Source organism: Streptomyces sp. NPDC007875 (genome assembly GCF_042868035.1).
In the GTDB taxonomy this organism is placed as follows: domain Bacteria; phylum Actinomycetota; class Actinomycetes; order Streptomycetales; family Streptomycetaceae; genus Streptomyces; species Streptomyces antimycoticus.
In genome coordinates this window covers 62,560-82,953 of sequence record NZ_JBIADZ010000010.1, presented here as the reverse complement: position 1 = coordinate 82,953, position 20,394 = coordinate 62,560, and the positions used below count along the sequence as shown (strand labels likewise).

At 68.3% G+C, this 20,394-nt stretch carries 17 protein-coding genes and 2 pseudogenes; 13 read left to right on the top strand and 6 right to left on the bottom strand.

Annotation, left to right across the window (positions count from 1 at the left end):
* Positions 1–67: 67 nt before the first annotated feature.
* Positions 68–1,231 carry a cystathionine gamma-synthase gene (locus ACFYOY_RS22015; RefSeq protein ID WP_388588966.1) on the bottom strand — a complete coding sequence of 388 codons (1,164 nt, stop codon included), beginning with the start codon at positions 1,229–1,231 and terminating at the stop codon, positions 68–70.
* 120 nt (positions 1,232–1,351) lie between these two features.
* Here ACFYOY_RS22015 and ACFYOY_RS22010 point away from each other — a divergent pair, with 120 nt between their 5' ends.
* The 3 genes from ACFYOY_RS22010 (at position 1,352) to ACFYOY_RS22000 (ending at position 4,930) form a co-directional block, all read left to right on the top strand.
* Complete coding sequence (locus ACFYOY_RS22010; RefSeq protein ID WP_351887002.1) at positions 1,352–2,449, top strand: hypothetical protein; 1,098 nt, start codon at positions 1,352–1,354, stop codon at positions 2,447–2,449.
* A 207-nt stretch (positions 2,450–2,656) separates the two neighbouring features.
* Positions 2,657–3,316 (top strand): peptide-methionine (S)-S-oxide reductase MsrA, encoded by a 660-nt coding sequence (gene msrA / locus ACFYOY_RS22005; RefSeq protein WP_351886999.1) that lies wholly within the window; start codon positions 2,657–2,659, stop codon positions 3,314–3,316.
* 408 nt (positions 3,317–3,724) lie between these two features.
* Positions 3,725–4,930, top strand: a complete 1,206-nt coding sequence (locus ACFYOY_RS22000; RefSeq protein ID WP_351886996.1) for a Shedu anti-phage system protein SduA domain-containing protein — start codon at positions 3,725–3,727, stop codon at positions 4,928–4,930.
* 204 nt (positions 4,931–5,134) lie between these two features.
* On the opposite strand, the gene ACFYOY_RS21995 is transcribed toward ACFYOY_RS22000, so the two are convergent.
* Together ACFYOY_RS21995 and ACFYOY_RS21990 are read right to left on the bottom strand one after the other, a co-directional pair.
* Positions 5,135–5,689, bottom strand: a complete 555-nt coding sequence (locus tag ACFYOY_RS21995) for a hypothetical protein (RefSeq protein WP_351886994.1) — start codon at positions 5,687–5,689, stop codon at positions 5,135–5,137.
* Between the two features lie 148 nt (positions 5,690–5,837).
* Positions 5,838–7,187, bottom strand: a complete 1,350-nt coding sequence (locus tag ACFYOY_RS21990) for a transcriptional regulator (RefSeq protein ID WP_351886992.1) — start codon at positions 7,185–7,187, stop codon at positions 5,838–5,840.
* Between the two features lie 236 nt (positions 7,188–7,423).
* On the opposite strand from ACFYOY_RS21990, the gene ACFYOY_RS21985 reads away from it, so the two are divergent.
* A complete protein-coding gene (locus tag ACFYOY_RS21985) occupies positions 7,424–7,708 on the top strand; it encodes a hypothetical protein (RefSeq protein WP_351886989.1) in 285 nt (94 codons plus the stop codon).
* Positions 7,709–8,389: 681 nt separating this feature from the next.
* Positions 8,390–9,921 (top strand): annotated as a pseudogene (locus ACFYOY_RS21980) (replication initiator).
* A gap of 216 nt (positions 9,922–10,137) precedes the next feature.
* On the opposite strand, the gene ACFYOY_RS21975 reads toward ACFYOY_RS21980, so the two are convergent.
* The gene (locus tag ACFYOY_RS21975) at positions 10,138–11,625 is read right to left on the bottom strand and encodes a recombinase family protein (RefSeq protein WP_351886987.1); all 1,488 of its coding nucleotides are present in this window, start codon (positions 11,623–11,625) and stop codon (positions 10,138–10,140) included.
* Positions 11,626–11,667: 42 nt separating this feature from the next.
* On the opposite strand from ACFYOY_RS21975, the pseudogene ACFYOY_RS21970 reads away from it, so the two are divergent.
* Positions 11,668–11,799, top strand: a pseudogene (locus ACFYOY_RS21970) (peptide-methionine (S)-S-oxide reductase); the annotation flags it as partial.
* A 120-nt stretch (positions 11,800–11,919) separates the two neighbouring features.
* Here ACFYOY_RS21970 and ACFYOY_RS21965 read toward each other — a convergent pair.
* The gene (locus ACFYOY_RS21965) at positions 11,920–12,459 is read right to left on the bottom strand and encodes a DUF2231 domain-containing protein (protein ID WP_388588960.1); all 540 of its coding nucleotides are present in this window, start codon (positions 12,457–12,459) and stop codon (positions 11,920–11,922) included.
* A gap of 464 nt (positions 12,460–12,923) precedes the next feature.
* On the opposite strand from ACFYOY_RS21965, the gene ACFYOY_RS21960 reads away from it, so the two are divergent.
* The 5 genes from ACFYOY_RS21960 (at position 12,924) to ACFYOY_RS21940 (ending at position 17,207) form a co-directional block, all read left to right on the top strand.
* A complete protein-coding gene (locus ACFYOY_RS21960) occupies positions 12,924–13,277 on the top strand; it encodes a DUF6247 family protein (RefSeq protein ID WP_351887285.1) in 354 nt (117 codons plus the stop codon).
* Entirely contained in the window at positions 13,274–13,546 is a 273-nt protein-coding gene (locus ACFYOY_RS21955; RefSeq protein ID WP_351886981.1) for a hypothetical protein, read from the top strand. Before ACFYOY_RS21960 ends, ACFYOY_RS21955 begins: the two co-directional genes overlap by 4 nt.
* Before the next feature lie 344 nt (positions 13,547–13,890).
* Positions 13,891–15,555 (top strand): PP2C family protein-serine/threonine phosphatase, encoded by a 1,665-nt coding sequence (locus ACFYOY_RS21950; protein WP_388588957.1) that lies wholly within the window; start codon positions 13,891–13,893, stop codon positions 15,553–15,555.
* Complete coding sequence (locus ACFYOY_RS21945) at positions 15,552–16,628, top strand: cobalamin-dependent protein (protein ID WP_351886976.1); 1,077 nt, start codon at positions 15,552–15,554, stop codon at positions 16,626–16,628. The genes ACFYOY_RS21950 and ACFYOY_RS21945 overlap by 4 nt, the downstream gene beginning before the upstream one ends.
* A gap of 87 nt (positions 16,629–16,715) precedes the next feature.
* Entirely contained in the window at positions 16,716–17,207 is a 492-nt protein-coding gene (locus ACFYOY_RS21940; RefSeq protein WP_351886973.1) for a GNAT family N-acetyltransferase, read from the top strand.
* 27 nt (positions 17,208–17,234) lie between these two features.
* Here the strand turns inward: ACFYOY_RS21940 and ACFYOY_RS21935 are convergent, their stop codons facing one another.
* The gene (locus ACFYOY_RS21935) at positions 17,235–18,008 is read right to left on the bottom strand and encodes a class I SAM-dependent methyltransferase (RefSeq protein ID WP_351886970.1); all 774 of its coding nucleotides are present in this window, start codon (positions 18,006–18,008) and stop codon (positions 17,235–17,237) included.
* 119 nt (positions 18,009–18,127) lie between these two features.
* Here ACFYOY_RS21935 and ACFYOY_RS21930 point away from each other — a divergent pair, with 119 nt between their 5' ends.
* Together ACFYOY_RS21930 and ACFYOY_RS21925 are read left to right on the top strand one after the other, a co-directional pair.
* Entirely contained in the window at positions 18,128–18,727 is a 600-nt protein-coding gene (locus tag ACFYOY_RS21930) for a TetR/AcrR family transcriptional regulator (protein ID WP_388588953.1), read from the top strand.
* A gap of 156 nt (positions 18,728–18,883) precedes the next feature.
* A complete protein-coding gene (locus ACFYOY_RS21925) occupies positions 18,884–20,353 on the top strand; it encodes a membrane-associated oxidoreductase (protein WP_351886964.1) in 1,470 nt (489 codons plus the stop codon).
* Positions 20,354–20,394: the final 41 nt, after the last annotated feature.

The following is a 20,394-nucleotide window of genomic DNA, read 5'->3' as shown; positions in this document are numbered from 1 at the left end:
CGCCCTCAAAGATCCGCAGCCCACGCGGTCAGGCGTCAGGCGTCGGGGCGCCTACGCGCCCCAGCCGTCAGCCCAGAGCCTGGCTCAGGTCCATGAGCAGATCGTCGACGGACTCGATGCCCACCGACAGCCGTACGAGATCGGCCGGCACCTCGAGCGCCGAGCCCGCCACCGAGGCGTGGGTCATCCGTCCCGGGTGCTCGATCAGCGACTCGACGCCGCCGAGGGACTCCCCGAGGGTGAACAGCCGCGCCCGGTCGCAGACCTCGACCGCCGCCTCCTCGCCGCCCGCGACCTGGAACGACACCATGCCGCCGAAGGCCCGCATCTGCTTGGCCGCGATCTCGTGCCCCGCGTGCTCCGGCAGCCCCGGGTAGTAGACCCGGGTCACCTTGGGGTGCGCGGTGAGCATCTCCGCGATTCGCGTGGCGTTCGCGCTGTGCCGGTCCATGCGGACGGCGAGGGTCTTGATGCCGCGCATCACCAGCCAGGCGTCGAAGGGCCCGGCGATGGCGCCCATCGCGTTCTGGTGGAAGGCGAGTTCGTCCCCGAGGCCGGTGTCGGAGACGACCAGCGCACCGCCGACGACGTCCGAGTGTCCGCCCATGTACTTGGTGGTGGAGTGCACCACGACGTCCGCGCCGAGCGCGAGCGGCTGCTGGAGGTAGGGGCTGGCGAAGGTGTTGTCCACCACCAGCCGGGCCCCCGCGGTGCGGGCGATGTCGGCGACGGCGGCGATGTCGGTGATGCCGAGCAGCGGGTTGCTCGGGGTCTCGACCCAGATCACCTTCGTACGGGGGCGGAGCGCGGCCCGTACCGCCGCCGGGTCGGAGGTGTCGGCGACCGACCACTCCACCCCCCAGCGCTCCACGACCTTGGCGAACAGGCGGAACGTACCGCCGTACGCGTCGTCCGGGATGACGACATGGTCGCCCGGCACCAGAAGCGTGCGCAGCAGGCAGTCCTCGGCGGCGAGACCGGACGCGAAGGCGAGGCCACGGCGGCCACCCTCCAGCGCCGCCAGGTTCTCCTCCAGCGCGCTGCGGGTGGGGTTGGCGGAACGGCTGTACTCATAGCCGCCCCGCAGACCGCCCACGCCGTCCTGCTTATAGGTGGAGACCTGGTAGATCGGCGGGACGACGGCGCCGGTGAGCGAGTCGGCCTCCTGGCCCGCGTGGATGGCGAGCGTCTCGAAACTCTGAGGATGCCCCTGGGGGTGCTGGTGGCTCATGTGCCCGAGCGTAACGCCCGACGCGCCCGTGCTGGATTCAACGACCGTCGAGGCGCATAGGCTGGACCACAAGCCGTTCTGGGCCACCAGCCGTTACGGAACTTCACACGGGGACACCTCATGGAGCTTCTGATCTTCCTCATCGCCATCGTCATGATCGGCGGGCTGATCGTCATGCCGGCCCTGCGGCGGCGGCGCGGGGGCCGCGAGGCCATGCAGGGGATGATGCGCGCCTCGGATCCGCAGGAGTACGGCTTCGTACCGCGCGAGCGGCTGGACGTACGGCTGCCCGGCCCGGACCGGCAGCTGATCGACGCCCTGGAGGAGGTCCAGGCCCGGCAGGACTGGCAGCCGGCCGCCCGCCTGCTCGCACTCACCGAGGCCACCTCGGAGCTGCGCTGGCAGCGGGTGCAGACGCTGGCCGGAGCGGCGGCCTTCGAGCTCGCCCAGGCCCCCGGCCAGGGCGGGATGTGGCTGCGCACCTGGCGGGTGGCGGCCCCCGAGGACCCGGGCGCGGCGGCGGTGCAGGCGGAGTTCCTGGTCCGCCAGGCACTGCTCGACCCGTCCTCGGTCGACTTCCGGATGATCCTGGAAGAGGCCCGGGACGTCTGTCACGAGGCGGCCCGGCTGGCCCCGGACGACCCGGTGCCGCACATCATCGAGCTCGGCGTCGCCCGCGGTATGGCCTACCGGCAGGCCGACTTCGAGGAGCTGTGGTCCAAGGTCACCAAGCTCGCCCCGCACCACATGGGCGCCCACCTCGCCGCCCTCCACTACTGGTGCGAGAAGTGGCACGGCTCCCAGGACCGCGCCGACGCCTTCACCCACGCGGCCGCCGCCTCGGCCCCCGAGAAGAGCCTCCTGCCCGCGCTGCCCCTCTTCGGCGTCTTCGAGCACCTGCCGGAGGCCAACCTCGTGCGCACGCTCTACCGGAGCGAGGTGATCGTGAAGGCGATCGAGGGCGCGCTCTTCGCCGTCCGCCAGGCCCCCGCCGACCACCCGGTGCTGCCGCACGTCCGCCATCTGCTGGTCTTCTTCCTGGTCCGGGCGGAGCGGTACGCGGAGGCCCTGGAGCAGCTACGGCACGTGGACGGCCATGTGGGCGCGGTCCCGTGGTCGTACGGGGCGGACCCGGCGGCCGAGTACATGGTCTACCGGGCGCTCGCGGTCGCGGGCTGGGAGGGCGGGGGCGGCTCCCCGGCGACGCTGCCGCGGTGAGGGTACGGGCGGCGGAATTCAGACACGCCGAAGCCCGTTGTAACAAGCACACGGCGCAGGGAAACACCCCGCGCCGTAAGACCCGCACCAAGGCAGGGACCACACCCGCCCGAGGTAACGCCCAGCCCGAGTGACCACACCAGCCCGAAGTAACGCACCCGCCCGAGGGACCACACCCGCCAGCCGGATCCGCATGGGAGCCCAGTGATGTTGTTCAGCCGCCACAAGAACCACCTCCCCACCCCCGAGGAGGCGCTGAAGGGCCGCGCCGAACCGGGCTTCGCCGTCCCCGACCGCCACACGGTCCTCGGCAACCCGCTGGCCGGCCCGTACCCCGAGGGCCTGGTCGTCGCCGACTTCGGCCTGGGCTGCTTCTGGGGCGCGGAGCGGAAGTTCTGGCAGGCCCCGGGCGTCTGGACCACCCTCGTCGGCTACCAGGGCGGCCACACCGAGAACCCCACCTACGAGGAGGTCTGCAGCGGCCTCACCGGCCACACCGAGGCCGTCCGCGTCGTCTTCGACCCGACCGTCACCTCCTACGCCGCCCTCCTGAAGCTCTTCTGGGAGTCCCACGACCCCACCCAGGGCTTCCGCCAGGGCAACGACGTCGGCACCCAGTACCGCTCGGCGATCTACGCCCACTCCCCCGAGCAGCAGTCCGAGGCCGAGTCCTCCCGCGCCGCCTACCAGTCCGTCCTGACGGGCTCCGGCTACGGCGAGATCACCACCGAGATCCTCCCGGCGGGCGCCTTCTACCCGGCCGAGGCATATCACCAGCAGTATCTTGACCGCAACAAAAACGGCTACTGCGGCATCGGCGGCACGGGCGTGAGTTGCCCGATCGGGGTGGCCTCAGCCGACGGCTAAGCTCTTCCTGAAGGCCACGGAGACATGGAGGACGCTGCTGACCAGCGCGGATCCGGTGAGCAGCGCCTTCCGCCCGTAATCTCGGACGCGCAGGTGACGAGCAGGTGCGGCTACAGTCGACCTGATGGTCGAACCGATCGCCGCATGGCCGGAGCCCCGCTTTCATCAAGTGCTGAGCGCACTGGCTGGCTCGCACCGAACGGGGTATCGAACCACAGTCCGGCGAAGCGACCTCGTTTGAAAGACCTTCTCGCTGGCATCGACGTGTGCGTGGTTACCTTGGGCTGGTCCTGTGAGCCCAAGGGGTCAATGCCCACGCGATGGCGCGCGAGATGCGCTCTCCCTCTTCAGGTCATCGTTTTCTCAGTTTGCGACACGCTGTCAGCGTCAGGCATCAGAATCGTGCCCGTGGATGTGAGATCTGACTTTGCGTTGAAGTTGCAACTGAAGCACGTCGACGAGCAAGCCACCGATCCCAAGGTCAAGGGAACGCTTGAAACAGTCTTCAAGCACATGACCAGTGGCAAGAGCCACTACAGAGGAGGCCGAGCCCTCGTCACCCTGCTGGAGGAAGTGCGCTCAGCGGCAGCAACAGCGGACGAGTGGCAAGTCGTGCGATTGATACAGGACTCTCTGGACTACGCCGAAGGACGAATCCTCCGGCCAGACTTCGAAGAGCGATACCGGCTTTTTCAACGGTCGACAGAACCGTTGAGCTCTCACCAGGACTACCTGGCACGAACGCTCTCCGCGAGTCTGACTTTCTTCATGCAACTCGGCGACCAGTACCTTAGCCAGCATCCCGATGCAAGCCCGAGCGAGGTGCTTACCCATGTGGAGACCGTTGGCCGGGACGCACGTTACATGCAACAGTCACAGGAGCGGCCCGGCCGATATCGGATACTTCGTGGCATTGCCGAGGTAGCCGCATGGCTGGAGCAAGTCTTCCGCGAAAGGGTCGATCTGGAAGATCCGGAGCAAGCCGCCCGCCGCATCGTGACGTCCCCTGACTCCTTGGCTATTTTGGCAGCGGACAAGGAAGGCCAGCTGCTACTCCGGGCCGCGGAGATCCAGCGGCGTCGGAGGGACCTCAAGGCGCTACGCAAGGTGGTAGAGGATCCCGAGGCGAGCGAGTTGGACCTGCAACGTGCACTGGACGGGCAACACTGGATCTTCGGGGGACAGTTCGCGAGCCAAGCAGTCCAGCGTCGACTGGTTCCAGGTGACGAGGTGGATATTCCACTTATACGTGGTGATGGTGCACTACACATCGTCGAGTTGAAGCGCTCCATGAGCCTCAATGGCTCCCTGGTCAAGAGACACCGAGGGTGCTGGGTTCCGACGGCTGAAGTACACGACGCGGTGAGTCAAGCGGTGAACTACCTTGTCGGCTTGGACGAACACCGGCTCCGTATCCGGGAAGAACTGGGCATCGAAACTCGCCGAGCAAGCGCACTCGTATTGATTGGACACCCATCCGTACAGCCTGACGTTGCCGAAGAAGAAATCAACGAAGCTCTGCGCACCCTCAATACGCATATAAGCCGCGTTGAGGTCGTGACTTATAAAGAGTTGATCGACAACGCAGAGCGTGCATTGAACGGCTGGCGGTGAAGTCTGGTAGGCCCTCGACGTCCTCTGGACAGCAGCTCACCAGCTACATCTTGATCGCAACAAAAGCGACTACTGTGGCATTGACTGGACGGGTTTCGCTTGCCCGATCGGTGCCGCGAGGTTCTCCCAGGGGTGAGCTGCGCGGGTCCGGGAGGTCAGACACTACGGTTGGATCTCCCGGAGCTACTGGCTTAGCTCCCTGCACTACGTCCCGTAGGTAGCCTCACCGACACATGTCGAGAACAACATGTAGGCCGTGCTCACCTCTTCGATGTGATGCGCCCACCGCTGCATCCTCGGCGTGTGCTCGTCTCTGGCGTCCTCGGGATGGGCGAGAAGGGATGCTACGGCTCCAGAAGCGCGGTCCAGGCAGTTGTGAACCGCTGCCGCCGCGTTGATGACTTGGGGTTGGGCAAATGGCCACACGTCGTCCTGTTGGCTGAGCCAGACAGCTCGGATCGCTTTGGCGAAGGTTTCCTGCGTGGCGTGTTGGCCATCGCGTAGCGCTTGCACCGCTTCATCCAGAGCCTCGATTGCCGCGCTGACCTTGCTCCTGAACGCGGCATAGCTCTCCAGCCGCCTTTTCTCATGCCTGTGGCCCCTCTCCTCCACAGCCGTTTGGACGACCGTTTCACGCGCCGAGCGCCCTGCCGATACGGCACCAATGGCGGCTCCCGCAGCGCTTGAGAAGCCAGCAACAGCAGCGGCCCATACCGCCGCAGCCCCCTGATCCATGAGGAGCGATTTTGCCGCATCCATGCCACGCGGTCATCCCCGTAGCTACCTGATCCGCTACCTCACCGGTCCGCGCCATGACCGATCGGGCCGACTGTGAGCCATTCGGTTGCGCTCCAGATAGCAGGCCCCCGACCTTGCCAGGGGGCCTGCTGTACTGGTGCTGCGCGTGTCAGGCAGCCACCAGTTCGCGCGCTCGTTCGTTGAAGTCCGCGACCAGGCGGTGCCTGCCGAACGGCTTCATGCGCTTCTGCAAGTCCTGGACAGCCTCGACCGCTCGCGACGACTTGACCTGCCGTGTGAGAGAGATCGTCCGTACTCCCGCAGCGTGCGCCGCTTCCAGATCCTTGTCCTGGAGATGCGAAGCAGCCAGCGCCGCATGGGACATGGCACCCCGGCGGGCACGCTTCTGCTTGCGGGCTTGGTCGATTGACCTGCGGGCGTGTTCTTTGGCGTTCTCCGGCTCGCCTAGATCACGGAAAGTGTTGGCGTGCTCCCCGTGCAAGTACGCCGGGTCGATGAACGCCGCCCACTCCTGTTCCTCCTCGGGGCGCACGCTCTCGTACGAGGTCTCCGACTTCGCGACCGCCGACACTGCCGCACGCTTGTCACCGAGCTTGGCGCAAGCGCGAGCCTCCAGCGCCCAGAGATCGGCGAGACATGCGGGGGATGTTGACTTGATGAGTCCCGCACGGCCCGACTGGGCCAGCCTGCGGCCCTCCTCGGGATGCCCGAGAAGCGTGGCCTGATCCGCCATCCCGGCGAGCACATGCGCGCCGAGGGCCGGGTTGCGCGACTCCTCGGCGAGACGGAGCGACTGGATCAGGTAGCGCTGCGCCGCCCCGTGCTCCCCGTTGTCGTACGCCATCCAACCCAGCAGATACGTCTGCTCGGCGGCGGCCTCGCAGAGAGCACGCCGTACCCGCTCGGTGTGCGTGCGACGGAGAAGCGGGAACACATGGGCGTTCATGTACGCGGCCAAGGTGACGCGGCCCGAACCGCCACCCTGGAAGATGTCCATCTGCTGGAAGACGCCGAACATGTTCCGAACGGCGCTGACGTCCTCCAGCCTCACCCGGGGGCCGGGCTTGGGCTGCTGGTCGAGCGTGCTCAACAGCCAGTCCCGGCTTGGTCCGATGCCCGCCACGGCGGCGAACGGTGCTGAGGCCAAGAACTTACGACGGTCCACGTCGGCCCTCCCCAAGTCGGCAACGGCTTCCACGGTAGCCAGGAAGGAAGGGCTGTACACAAGCCCCCTGTCCGCCGTCGCGCTGTCGCCGAGCCCCAGATCGTAGGTCGTGACTCGGTAGCCCATGGCCGCTGAGAACACATCCGCCAGGATGTCGGGTACCGGGGGCCGGGGTTGTTCTCCGGTCAGCCAGCGTCGAACGCTCGTGGCATCTGGGGCAATATGCGGCTGTCCCCATTGCTTGGCTTGAACTCTTGTTCGTCGGGCTAACTCGCCTTGGCTCATTCCCGATCGATCCAGCCAATCGGACAGCTTTTCGTTCGGCGTTTTCATGATTCACGGCCTTCGGTCATGAACGAATGCGGAACCAACACCTTTCAACACCCCTACAGACGCTACCCGCTGAAGTGCCACAGGGGTTGCCTAGGTGTACCCCCGCGACCGGGCGAACGGTCCGGGGGCGTGGTCAACGCTGCGAGGAGCGCCAACATGAGAGAGCGTATCGCCGGTCGGGGCGAACAGTCGTGGTTGTCCGCACATCGCTGTGCCGGGCCAGAGGTGGTGAACCGATGAGCGCACGCCCCCGACTTCTCCCCTGGTCCGATCCGAGTGGCAAGCCGTGCTATCTCGTCACCGATCACCACGGTTACGTCTCGCAGGTCGCGGACGAGATGGAGGACGTACAGCTACGCACAGGAACGGAACTCCTCGCCATCGGCCAGGAGATGCTGAACGAAAAGAAGGTGAGCGCCGGGGAATTACGGTTCCTTGGAAACCGTCTCTGCGAGGCGCTGCGCGATGCCCTGCGGGTGGCCGAGAGCAGAGGCAAGCGGCTGCCCGAACCCGAGGAGTGAGGCGCGGTGCCCGGTCGGTGCGCCGTGGGCACGCCGCCGGCCGTAGAGGCTTTGGACGGGAGCTGCCACGGGGCGAGAGAACAGTGGGCCTTACGCTGGCCCGGCGAATCGGGCGGGTCTGTGATCCTGCCCGCGTTTGCGACCGATCGGCCCCCTGTTCTTAGAGGCTCGCCCCGTGGCGGCTGTCTAAAGCCTCGGAGGCCGTCGGCCACCAGCCACAACGCATCAGCCCCGACAGGCGGATGGGCGTGTCCGCGCGCCTCAAGATGCGCTGGCAATACGGGCGGTGGGGCGCCCGTCGGGACCGGCCGCCAGGCCGCAGCCCGGCGAGGCGGCCAGACCGCCCGGCGCGCCGCAAGGCGCGCCCTTGGGTAAGTGAAGACGGTTTCCGCCACATCCATTCGGTCATCGGGCGCTGCGGCATGAAGGGCGCCGGGGCGGTCGGCTGACCGTGCGCACTGCGCTGCCTTCCGGGGTCTGGGCCGGTCAGGCCAGCAGGGCTGAGGGGCGAATATTCGCTGGCCCGTGGGCGCGGGCACCTGGGAATATATAGGCACCAGTGACGGCCCAACGAGGGTCAACCAACAGCCCAGAGGAGCATCGGCTGACTAGGTCAGCCAAAGCGATCGAAGTCCACCTGACGCGGCGTCAGGAACAGCCAGGAGGGACACGCCCTGCGAGGTGGTCCTCCGGTCCGATTGCTCTCGCTCCCCTGGAAGGTGGCACTTGTCCGACGCTTCGCGCGTCCACTTCACCCGATCCCTGTCGACCGCCTGTGCTGACCGCTCGGCCGAGCTGGTGCGCGAAAGGCGCCTGCGTCTGCTCTCCGAAGCTGACAGGGACACCGTCCGCCTCGCCCAAGATCCGGGCTTCACCCGCTGGCTGGAACAGATCAAAGCCATCGGCGGCTGCGCCCACCCGATCTACCTGTCCGGCTCAACTATCACCCGTGACGCCCACACGGGCGAAGTGCTCTACGCCTACTCCACCGCCGACGAACCCGGCGAACGACTGGCCGTACGGTGCCGTAACCGACGCGCCACCGTCTGCGCTCCCTGCTCACGACTGTATGCCGGGGATACCTTCCACCTGGTGCGCTCCGGCCTGACGGGCGGCAAGACCGTGCCCGAGGCGGTACGCGACCGGCCCCGGCTGTTCGTCACTCTGACCGCCCCCGGTTTCGGCCCTGTGCACCGCATCGCCGACGACGACTCCCCTTGCCGCCCCCGGCGGACCGTCCACGGTGCGCACACGGAACACCGCTGAGCTGCTCACTCACCCACAGCGAAGGTGATCCGCTAACAGGCCAGCCGGTCTGTCCGGCCTGTTACGACTACCCCGGCCACGTCCTATGGCACGCGCACGCCGGGCGGCTGAGGGACCGCTTCACCACCGCCGTACGTCGCCACCTCGCCTCAGCGGCTGGCGTCCCCCGGTCCCGGCTAGGTGCTCACCTGATGGTGTCGTTCGCGAAGGCGGCCGAGTACCAACAACGCGCGGCCATCCACTTCCATGCCGTGGTGCGCTTGGACGGCCCCTCCGGTCCCGGCGCGGCCCCGCCCTCTTGGGCCACTCCGGAGTTGCTCGCCGACGCCGTACGCGCCGCTGCCGCTTCCGTGACCGTCCGGGTCCCCGAGTCGGCCGCCTACGGGGCGGAAGTCCTCAGCTGGGGTGCACAGCTCGACGTCCGGCCGATCCGCTCGTTCGGTGACGGCGCCGGGGTGTCCGATGACGCGGTGGCAGCCTATGTGGCCAAGTACGTCGCCAAAGGCGCCGCCGACACCGCTGCCGGACTCGACCACCGGGTGAGCGGTCCGGAGGACATCCGTACGGCTCAGGTGTCCGGCCATGTACGGGCTCTGATGGGCACCTGCTGGCGCCTGGGCGGCCTGCCAGAACTGGAAGACCTGCGGCTGCGCGCGTGGGCTCACACGCTCGGCTACCGGGGACACATCCTCACCAAGTCCCGGCGTTACTCCACCACCTACGCCGCGCTACGCGCTGAACGGGCAGAGCATCAGCGCACCGGCGCCGAGACAGCCAAGGAGGCACACACAGTCGCGGAAGCGGCTTGGCGCTACGTCGGTTCCGGCCACACCCCCGGCGCGGCCCTCATCGCCGCTGGAATCGCCGAAGACCTCACCCGGAACCGAGAAATAGCGAGCGAGGAAATAGCACATAACTTCCGTGGGCAGCAGGGGTGCGACACATGACCCATATCAGCGCCCGCGAATGGGGACGAAAGCAAGCGGCCAACGCTCCCGCTTGGAGCGAAGAACGGTGGCGTCGCATTTCCAGGATACTCGGCGTTGATCTCGTGGAAGGCGATCGGCGAGATCATAAAACGAGAAGGAAGCATACACAAGGATAATCGCAGCGAACACCAAAGAGGGGGCGCAACCACCCCGCCCCTCTTCGCCGTATTGAGTCTAGCTTTCCGCCCACCTGGGAACGAGGAGGTCAGGGTTAAACGGGCGCCTACCCCCTCCGCCGACTGGAAGAACGATCACAGCATGCAGTGCTTCGCGGATGAGAGCACGCTTCTGGGCCATATCGAGCTTCCCCGAATACCACTGCTCCCGGACATTCTCCGTGACCACTGAAGCACGCTGAACCTGCAAGGCGTGCTGCGTCCGCTCCTTGCGAAGTACCTTGATCCGGGACTCCATCTTGTGGTTCTCCGGGAAGAACAGCTCATCCGAGATCTGGTCTTCCTGCCAAGCCTGCAACATCTTCCGCTGCTTGACCATGAGGCGATCAAGTTCCTCCTGCCCACCCCACTCGGCATCTAGCTGAGTCTTGGCCGCAGTACGCTCCTCCAGCTTCGCCAGGACCGCTTCCGTGATGTACTCGTCGACCTTGGCGCCGTTCCGGGCACTTCCACCACAGCCACCCATGGACCGGCTCTGACACTGGTAGACGTACCCGCCTGACAGATCCGGCCTGGCACTCACCCGCAAAGGGGCGTTACAGATCTGCCCGCCTTCCTTGGGCTTCCCACACCGAAGAATCCCAGTGAGGAGGTATGAGGGAGTGCGATAGTCCGTGACCGAACCGTCCGCCTTGATGTTAGGCCCAATCCGCGCCGAAAAGAGAGCATCGATGGCCATCCATTCCTTCGGCGTAATAATAGACTCCCATTTACCGACTACGGGGAGGCCGTTGGCATCTCGCACCAACTCCCCGTTGTGCTTGCGCCAGCCGCACAGCCGAGGATTCCATAGTGCCAGCTTGAGTGACCGGCTTCGCCATTCGTTGCCATGGACCGTTCGCACCCCCGCGTCATTCCATCGAAGCTGAATGGAGTGCAAGGATTTCCCTGCGATCACGTCCCGCGCAGCTTCGGCCAAAAGTGCGGCCTCATCTGGCTCAAGCGTTAGCTTGTCGTCCTTCCACCCGAACGGCCGTTTCCCCCCGACAGGGATTCCCTCCTCCGCCCGCCGCCGATGCGAGCGACGGGTGCGCCGCTTGATCTTGCGCACTTCCGCCTTCGCGATGACAACACCGAACAGCCCCATGGACTCAACGTCTTCGTTGTAGAGATCCTTCAGCCCTTTGGCGTCCGCGTACACCCGCCCGTCCTCGTAAGTCAGGGCATCCACGAAGCGCTCGTAGTCGCCGACGCGCCGCACCAATCGGTCATCCGCAACGACGATCGCGCCACGCACCGGCTGGCCATCCGGGAGGCGTCCGGCCTTGAGCGCCCTCAGCATGGCCTCGAAGTCGGGCCGCACAAGATCGGCTTTGGCCGCTGAAAGATCGTTGTCCGTGTAGTAGTGAACGATCTTCAGGCCCAGCGTTGCAGCCGTCTCGTCGTTCACCCTGTGCTGATCTTCGACTCCGTGCCCGTCCCTGGCCAGATCTGCGGAGATCCGCGCGTAGGCCACCACCGGCACTAACTGAGAGTCGTTGGTCATACCGCCCCCTGTAGTCGTCCCAGACTAATATTGCCCGAGGGACAGGAGTATCACCAGCAGTACTTGGACAAGAACCCGGCCGGCTACTGCGGCATCGGCGGCACGGGCGTCAAGCTGAGTGACCCGTCGGACGGCGGCTCCTGCCCGACAGGGATCGCCCCCGCTGGAAGCTGAGGGCCTCCGCGCGCACAGCGAGGGCGACCGGCCGACGCGGGACGCGTGCCTTGTAGCGGATCCGGATCGCTTCGGCGGCGGCTTCGGCCCCGTCACCTACTGGCAACCGGGCCGAGGGTGTCAGTCGTCGTCACCATGTCCGCCGGCATCGGCGGTCTTGGAGAAGCCGTCGTGCCAGGCGGCCTTCGCTCCGGAGTCGCCGATCCGGTACACGTCCACCACGGCGCCCGCGGCCACCACGACGGAGAGCACCACTGCCGCTGCACGGACGATCAGAGCGGACCGGGGGGTGGCCGCCCGGGTCCACTCTCCGGGGGCCGCCTCCGCCGACGCCGACCTGCGGGTCGTCCACCAGACCGCCGTCGCCAGCGCGAACAGGCCCGCCGCCCAGGGAAGCAACCCGTCGCCCAGTTCGGCGTGCCTGCGCACCAGGGCGTCGCTGTCGACGTGCTCCTCCAGCCACTCGCCGGCGTTCGTGGCCACGGGCACACTCGCCAGTGTCACGAGGGCCAGAAGTGGAAGCACCACCCCCATCCGCCGGGCGGCACTCGGCCATATCGCGCCGACCACGACCGCCAGGGCGCTCAGGGGAACGAGCACGACGACGAAGTGCACGACCAGGACGTGTGCGGGCAGGCCGTTGACAACGGAGATGCTCATCTTTTGTTCCTCCAGAAAGTGACCATGAGAAGTCGGCGCGCGCACGGGCACTCCGTGTGTCGGCCTGTGAGGCGCGCCAGACTGTCAGAGGAAGCTCTGAGCTTCCTCTGAACCCGCCCTCTTCCGGAGGCCCGCACCGGGCCCGAAGACGCCGCCCCGCCCTGTGCCTGTGTGCTCACAGCGGCTGTCGCGGCCACCGGTATGTCCAGGGGCCGACCGAATCAGTCGGATTCGTTCGCGAGCCCGGCCACCGGAGCGGCACACACCTTCCGAGGGACACACGGCAGCGCGGGCTCGGCGGCACGGGCGTCAAGCTAAGCGACCCGTCCGGGGGTGGCTCCTGTCCTACGGGCATCGCCCCCGCTGGAAGCTGAGGCCTCCGCCCCACTCATTCGGGCGATGTGATCGAGCTTGGACTCGATACGCTGCTCCCAGGGATCAGAATCTCGCCCATGGGAGCAGCAATGACCACCTCCAGCGCCGGGCAGCCACTCATCCCTCAGCCGCCTGCCACTGTCACGGCCCTTCGCCAGGCCGTCGCGCAGATCGCGCCCGCCGCCCTGCCCGCCTTCACACGGGAGCTGGATCAGGCCGCCGATCAGTCCCGCCAAGCTTCCGATCTCGCCCCCCTCCAGCGGTTCATCGCCCAGTGGGCCGTCTACATCCACATCCAGCGGCAGCCGAATGTCGCGAAAGAGTTCCGTCATTGGGAGGACACCGCCGGGATCGGTGACGCGACGCAGGCCCGCCGCGCCGCATCCGCTCTCGGCAAGATCCTGGACGACGCATACGCCGCGCTCGGCTTCCCGCCGCGGTGAGCGCCGACTGGCGCTGGGAATACGACCCCGATCACGCCCACGTCGCAGGCGGCATCCCCGCTCACGTGGTGGCTGAAGTCGAGCGTCTCGCGGAGCAACTGGTCGGCCTGGCAGGGATAGGAGTCGACGTCAGCGATTTCGGCAATGGCCCCCGGCCGGGAGGCATGCGCCGCATGGACGCGGCGGACGGCTGGTTCCACTTCCTGGTGGCACCGCGAGACCAACTCATCGTGATCGTCCGAATCATCCCACCCTTCCCCCACATCTAACTCGGACACCCGCTGCCCGCCCGGTGACTGCGTCTCGCCCAGGTAGCCCCCTGTCCAACGGACGACCTTCCCGTCTTCACGAGGCATGAGAGGAACGACGAGCAGCACGCCAACGGGTCACATGGCACGACAGGCTCGGCGGCACGGGCGTCTCCTGCCCGATCGGGGTGGCCCCGGCGGAGGGCTGACGTCCGCTCCGGTAGTCAGCCCCTGCGCCCCTCAGCCCTCCGGGGACGCCCGCCCCGACGCACCCATGCGACAACCACACTGGACAAACAGAATGGAAGGTGGAGCAACTCGGGCACTATGGGCGTAGCGGCGTCATACGCAAGAGGCGGTGGCCGATGACGGACGACAGCGGCGGCGGGGGTATATGGGGCTGTGCCCCGGCGCAGCTGGGGGAGCTGCTGGATCTTGTTGACGAGGCCGTCGTCATCTGCGATCAGGTCGACGGGCCCGTCCGCGGATTCAACCGCGCCGCCGCCCACCTCTTCCCCCGGTTGCGCCCGGGCAGCCCGGTCACCATGTCAGCGGCCGCGCCCCTCGCCCGGGCCGCCGCCCAACAAGCGGAGCACTTCTCCACCGCTTACGAGGGCCGCGGGCTCAACGGTCGCCTGCACACCGCCGGTGGGCTCACGGTGTGGCTGGTCCATCAGGTCAGCAGCGCCCAGGAGGCCGAGGCCGCCCTCGCCCACGAGCGCGAGAAGTCGGCCTTTCTGGAGGAGACCACCCGGCGCCTGGGCGCCTCGCTCCACCACGGCCGTACCGTCCATGCGCTGGTCGACATCGTGATCCCGAAGCTGGCGGACGCGTCCGTGGTCGTCCTGCCCGCGAGCGGACGGCGTACCCACTGGCACCGGGCAGGTCCGGGCGATGCCCGGTGCTCCGGGGAGGTGGCCGTCGAGACGCTGGAACGGGCGCCCAAGGTCGCGGACGCGCTGTACGGCCTCCAACCGCGCCCCACTGTCCTACGTCCCCAGGAGATGGACGCGCTCGACGAGGTCATGCCCGGTGAACTCGGTCAGGGCGAGGCCGCACTGGTGGTCCAGCTCGCCGCGGGGGGCGTCCCGGCCGGTGCGCTGATCATGCTGCGCGGCCCGGAGCGTGCCCGTTTCGACGACGCGGACATCGACCTGGCGCATCGGTTCGCCATACGGGCCGGACTCGCGCTGACAACGGCGGCGCTCTACTCGCAGCAGGCCCACACCATCGCCGTCCTGCAGGCCAGCATGGCTCCGGAGCCGCTGCCGTCGGCCGACGGTCTCAGGCTCGGCGCCGCCTACCGGCCGGCCGCGGAGGCTCTGCGCATCAGCGGCGACTTCTACCATGTGGCCCCTTCCGCCGCGGGCGGGGTCACGTTCTTCTTCGGTGACGTGTCCGGCAAGGGTGCGGAGGCCGCGGTGGTGGCGGGCCAGGTGCGGCAGAGCATGCGCACCCTGGCCATGGTCCAGCGGGGGCCCGAGCCCCTGGGTGACCTGCGGCTGCTCAACGACCTCGTGATCAGTGCGGGCCACCGCTTCACGACCCTGGTCACGGGTTCCGCCCGCCCCTGCGACGACGGCTCGGTGAAGGTGGAGATCGCCAGCGGCGGCCACCCCTCCCCGCTCGTCCTGCGGGGCGACGGGAAGGTGGCGGAAATCGTCTGCGAGGGCATGCTCCTCGGAGCGGTGCCCGATCCCAGTTTCGGCCGTACCGAGTGCCGTCTCGAACCCGGTGAGCTGATGCTTCTCTACAGCGACGGGGTCACCGAGGCACGAGGTGGTGCGAGCGGGCGTGAGATCTACGGTGACGAACGCCTCGTCGACGCGCTGGCCAGCTGCGGCGGCATGCAGGCACCCTCGGTCGCCGAGCGGCTGGAACTCCTCACGACCGAATGGCTCGCCGGCCGCCCGCACGACGACATCTCCCTCCTGACGCTTCAGGCACCCCCTCACCGTGGCTCACCACCGCACCGTCCGCCCGAGAGCAGCGGCGGGTCCGGACATGCCGGGGAGTCCGAGGCCCCATGAGCGGCACCGGGATCACCGACGCCGTCCGGGCGGACTTCGACACCTGCCTGGCGGCTGCGGACGAGGACGGAGCGCTGGAGCTGGCCACCGGCCTGGTGACGAGCGGCGTGAGCGCGGAGGACGTACTGCTCGGACTGGTGGCACCCGCCCAGGTGAGAGTCGGTGAGCGGTGGGAGTCCGGCGAGTGGACGGTGGCGCAGGAGCACGCCGCCACCCATGTCAGCCGACTGGCAGTGGACGCGATCGCGTCCGCCGCCCGCACCCGCGACACCGCCCGCACCGCTGGGGGGGCCGGCTCACCACGCGATGTGCTGGTGGCGTGCAGCGACGGCGAATGGCACGTTCTGCCCTCCCACATCCTCACCGAGGTGCTGCGGCTGCGCGGCTTCCAGGTGCGCTCACTCGGCGGCTCGGTCTCCCCGCACGAGCTTCTCTCGGACATCCACCAGAACGGCCCTGACGTGGTCGCTCTCTCGTGCACCCTGTCGTGGAACCTTCCGCTCGCCCACCGGCAGATCGAGACCTGCAGATGCGCCGGCGTTCCCGTCATGACGGGCGGGCCGGGGTTCGGCCCCCAGGGCACATGGGCGTACGCCCTGGGCGCGGACCTGTACGCGGCCGACGCCCGTAGCGCCGCGGAAGCACTGCTTCACCCCTGGCCCCCGGTGAGGTGTGGGGAGTCGTCGGTCCAGGCCGGTGCCGTCGAGGCGTACGCCGTACTCGTCCGGCGACGCCCCGAGCTGCTCGATCATGTGACCTGCGCGCTGCGTGACGTGCTCCCCGGCCTGCGGAGCCGCTCGGGCATGGCACACGAGGAGGCCGCCGACTTCCTCGGCCGGTTGCTGGATTCCCTGGCAGCGGCCCTCTTCGTGGACGACGAGCGCGTCTTCACCGGCCACCTCGCCTTCGCCGCGACCTACCTCGCCGCCCGCTCGGTGGACCCCCGCTGCCTCCTCGTCCTGACGGACGCCCTGACCGACCGCCTGCGCGGGTCCCCCCGGGCCCTCGCCATGCTCTCGGCGGGGCGCCGATGCCTCATCGAGCAGGGGGCCGAGTCCCGCCCTGGCGAATGAACGGGTGGCGCGGCGACGGCCGCATCAGACTGATTCCCACGAGAAATCCGGTCGAAAGGGATGAACGCCGTCGCTAGCGTATGGCGGATGGAAATCCGGGCGTTCGAGGAGCGTGACTGGTCGCAGGTCTGGCCGATCGTCGAGCAGATTGTCCGCAAGGGAGACACTTTCTGCTACGACCCCCTTCAGACAGAGGCGCAGGCACACGAGATGTGGGTGGTGCCGCCCCCGGGACATGTCGTGGTGGCCGTAGAGGGCGAGCGGGTGCTCGGCACCTCGAATATGTACCCCAATCGGCCCGGTCCCGGTGCCCATATTGCCAGTGGCAACTTCATGGTGGCGTTGGAGGCACGCGGCCGGGGTGTCGGTCAGGCGCTGGGCCAGTATCTGCTCAACTGGGCCTCGACCAGCGGCTTCGCCGGCGTGCAGTTCAATGCGGTCGCGGCTTCGAACGCGCCTGCTGTCGGGCTGTACGAGCGCCTCGGGTTCACCCTCATCGGCACCGTGCCGGGCGCGTTTCGGCATCCGGAGCTGGGGCCGGTCGGACTGCACGTCATGTATCACGACCTGGGGGCCTGATCCTGTCCGTAGCGGTCGCCCGGTTGATCACGCGGCAGTTCGCGTCGCGGTGATCACCACCGTCGCGTACGGCATCGTGAAGCTGCCGCCCATCGCGTCGATGGCCGCACCCACGCCCTCCAGCACCTCCGCCAGCTTCTCCGAAGGGAGCCGGGTGAAGACGCCCTGGGTGGGGATCTGGTCCAGCCACGCGTCCCGGGTGTAGGTCCGCTCCCAGTCGAACCGCCACTGCTCCGGTTCGCCGAACGCGCCCGCCTCTCGCATCCCGTCGGCGGCCTTGGTGAGTATCGGCTGGTTGGCGTCCAGGCCGGCCCGCGTCATCGCCCGGAAGTCGAACGGCGCGTCGGGCACGACCCGTTGGCAGATCGCGGCGACGGCTTCCGCCAGATCGGGCGGGAGCTGGAAAACGTTCCAGAACGCGGCCAGTCGGGCGCGGGGCCGCAGGACCTGAGCGGCCTTGGCCGCTCCCGCGACCGGGTCGATCCAGTGCCATGCCTGGCCCGCGATCACGGCGTCGAATTGCCGACCGCCCGGGTCCCAGGCTTCGAACGTCGCGACGTCGACCTCGGTCCCGAGCCGCCGCGCCACCTCGGCCATCCGCGCGTCCGGCTCGATCCCGAGCACCGTGCGGCCCGCGGCCTGGAACTGCCGGGCCGCGATACCGGTGCCACAGCCGGCGTCGAGGATGTCGAGGACGTCGAGGCCGGGACTGCCGGTGGCGATCCGGTCCACCATGGCTTGGGGATAGCGGGGCCGAGCCTGGTCGTAGCGTTCGGCATCCGAGCCGAACGACTCCGCCATCTGTCGGTGTTGATAAGGCTCGTTCTCGGAAAACGGTAGAGTGGGCATGCGCCCACTATGAGTGGGCACATGCCCACTCGTCAACGGAGCGGGCCCGATGAGGTGAGGAGGGACGCACGGTGCCGACAGGGGTGGCCATGCGTGATGTGCGCGAGCAGCTGTTCCACGCCGCCGAGCGAGTCCTGCTCCGGGACGGGCCGAGCGCGCTGACCAGTCGGGCGGTCACCACGGAGGCGGGTTGCGCCAAGGGCGTCCTGCACCGGCACTTCGCCGACTTCGACGCCTTCCTCGCCGAGCTCGTCCTGGATCGCATCGCCCGGCTCGACCATCAGTCCGCCGCCCTGCGCGACTCCGCCGGGACCAGCACCGTCGCCGATCACCTCGCCGACACGCTGACGACCCTGTTCGAGTCGGTCGCCGTGGCCATCATCGGCCTCGTCACCTCGCGCGACGAGCTACGCGCCCGGCTCCGCGAAACCACGCCGACCGGCGTGCCGCTCCTGACGGAGGCCACAGCCATGATCGCCTCCTACCTCGCCGCCGAGCGGGACCGGGGGCGCATCGCGCCCGACGCCGACATCGACGCGCTCGCGCCGACGTTGATCGGCGCCGGGCACCTGCTCTTCGCGGACCGCGAAGCCGGGCCGCCGGACGCCGGGGCGCTCCGCAAGGTGGTGACCACCGTCATCGCCGAGGCCGTGCGGGATGCGCGGCCCTGACACGACGATGTCGGCAGACAGAACCCGGCTGAAGAACTGGGGACTGCTGGGCCGAGAGGGTGGGCATCCCAGAGCACGTGGCTACGCTCGCGGCCGCCACCTCGCCCGGCTTGATCATGGGCGGGCCCCGCTCCCGACCAGCCGGAGGGCTCCCGGATGCGCCCAGATGACCTCACCGGCCCGGAACTCCGGCTCTGGGAGGCATTCGCCGCAGGGGGCGAAGTCGACCTGCGTCCGCGCGACGCGGTCGGCGGACCGGTGGTGGACGGCGGCGGTTGGGGGCCGGAGCGGCAGGTGCGGGCCTCGGTGATCCGCACGTTGCTGCTGGGCGGTGCCGATGCCATCGGCGGTGAGACTCCGATGGTCCACCTGGTGGGTGCCCGGATATCGGGGAAGCTGCGCCTGGTCTTCGCCGAGGTGTGCTGCGTGCTGTGGCTGGAGGAGTGCTGGTTCGAGGAGGCGCCGCAGCTGTACGGGGCCACACTTCGGGTGACCAGCTTCGGCGGCTCGTACCTACCGGGGCTTGGAATGGGCGCCACGACGGTTGACGGAAACCTCGACCTGATGAACTGTCGCGTTCAGGGCGCGGTCAACGTGCATGACGCCCGTATCAGCGGGAGCCTGCTCCTCCAGGGCGCGCACCTCTCCCATGCCGGCGATGTGGCCCTGGACGGCGCACGCCTGGAGGCGAAGGGTGTCGTCGGGACCGACGGATTCCGCGCCGACGGGGAGCTGCGGCTGCTTCAGGCGCGCCTTAGTGAAGGTCTGCACCTGCGCGGGGCCGCTCTGCGCCAACCCGGCGGTGAGGCCCTGTCCGCCCACGGTATCCAGGTCACCACGAGCATCGATTGCGGCGAGGGCTTCCGTGCCGACGGAGCCATCACGCTGACCGGCGCCACCGTCGGCGGATCGGTCAGCTTCGATGCGGCGTCCCTCACCCCCGCCCAGGGAAACGCCCTCTCCTGCCCTCACCTCCAGGCCGGGGAACTGCTCCTCCGCCCCGCACGGGCCACGGGGGGCATGGACCTGCGCCACGCGGCCATCGGTGTACTCCGGCTCCATGACGACGGTCACGAGCAGCCGCCGCTCCAACTCGACGGGCTGGTCTACCGGTCGCTGGAACCGCACCTGGCCGTCAACGATCGCCTTGAGCTGCTGAACCGCGATCCCGACGGGTACAGGCCCCAGCCGTACCAACAGCTCGCCACCGTCTACCAGTCCATCGGCCAGGACCGCGATGCCCGGACCGTGCTGCTGACCCGCCAGCGTCACCACCGTACGACCCTCCCCTGGTACGCCCGGGCTTGGGGGTATGCGCAGGATGCCACCGTCGGGTACGGCTACGTGCCGGAACGTGCCGCGGTATGGCTGCTGGCCCTGCTCGCCACCGGAACCACCGTCTTCGCCCTGCACCGGCCCCAGCAGCTCAGTGGTACGCCCCATCCGGTGCTCAACCCCGTGATGTACAGCCGGGACCTGCTCCTTCCCGTGATCGACTTCGGCCAGGAGCGGGCGTTCCAGCCGACTTGGCCGACCCACTGGATCGCCTGGCTCCTGATCGGCGCGGGCTGGCTGCTGGCCACCGCCCTCGCCGCGGGCGTCACCCGGGCCCTCTCCCGCCAATAGTCAGAGGTTGATCAGGCACGGGGCCCAGTAGGGGCTCGGAC

Excerpts from the sequence above, each read along its gene's own strand:
- ACFYOY_RS22015 (WP_388588966.1), bottom strand. The coding sequence starts at position 1,231 with ATGAGCCACCAGCACCCCCAGGGGCATCCTCAGAGTTTCGAGACGCTC.
- ACFYOY_RS22010 (WP_351887002.1), top strand. The coding sequence starts at position 1,352 with ATGGAGCTTCTGATCTTCCTCATCGCCATCGTCATGATCGGCGGGCTG.
- msrA (WP_351886999.1), top strand. The coding sequence starts at position 2,657 with ATGTTGTTCAGCCGCCACAAGAACCACCTCCCCACCCCCGAGGAGGCG.
- ACFYOY_RS21995 (WP_351886994.1), bottom strand. The coding sequence starts at position 5,689 with ATGGATGCGGCAAAATCGCTCCTCATGGATCAGGGGGCTGCGGCGGTA.
- ACFYOY_RS21990 (WP_351886992.1), bottom strand. The coding sequence starts at position 7,187 with ATGAAAACGCCGAACGAAAAGCTGTCCGATTGGCTGGATCGATCGGGA.
- ACFYOY_RS21985 (WP_351886989.1), top strand. The coding sequence starts at position 7,424 with ATGAGCGCACGCCCCCGACTTCTCCCCTGGTCCGATCCGAGTGGCAAG.
- ACFYOY_RS21975 (WP_351886987.1), bottom strand. The coding sequence starts at position 11,625 with ATGACCAACGACTCTCAGTTAGTGCCGGTGGTGGCCTACGCGCGGATC.
- ACFYOY_RS21965 (WP_388588960.1), bottom strand. The coding sequence starts at position 12,459 with ATGAGCATCTCCGTTGTCAACGGCCTGCCCGCACACGTCCTGGTCGTG.
- ACFYOY_RS21960 (WP_351887285.1), top strand. The coding sequence starts at position 12,924 with ATGACCACCTCCAGCGCCGGGCAGCCACTCATCCCTCAGCCGCCTGCC.
- ACFYOY_RS21950 (WP_388588957.1), top strand. The coding sequence starts at position 13,891 with ATGACGGACGACAGCGGCGGCGGGGGTATATGGGGCTGTGCCCCGGCG.
- ACFYOY_RS21945 (WP_351886976.1), top strand. The coding sequence starts at position 15,552 with ATGAGCGGCACCGGGATCACCGACGCCGTCCGGGCGGACTTCGACACC.
- ACFYOY_RS21940 (WP_351886973.1), top strand. The coding sequence starts at position 16,716 with ATGGAAATCCGGGCGTTCGAGGAGCGTGACTGGTCGCAGGTCTGGCCG.
- ACFYOY_RS21935 (WP_351886970.1), bottom strand. The coding sequence starts at position 18,008 with ATGGCGGAGTCGTTCGGCTCGGATGCCGAACGCTACGACCAGGCTCGG.
- ACFYOY_RS21925 (WP_351886964.1), top strand. The coding sequence starts at position 18,884 with ATGCGCCCAGATGACCTCACCGGCCCGGAACTCCGGCTCTGGGAGGCA.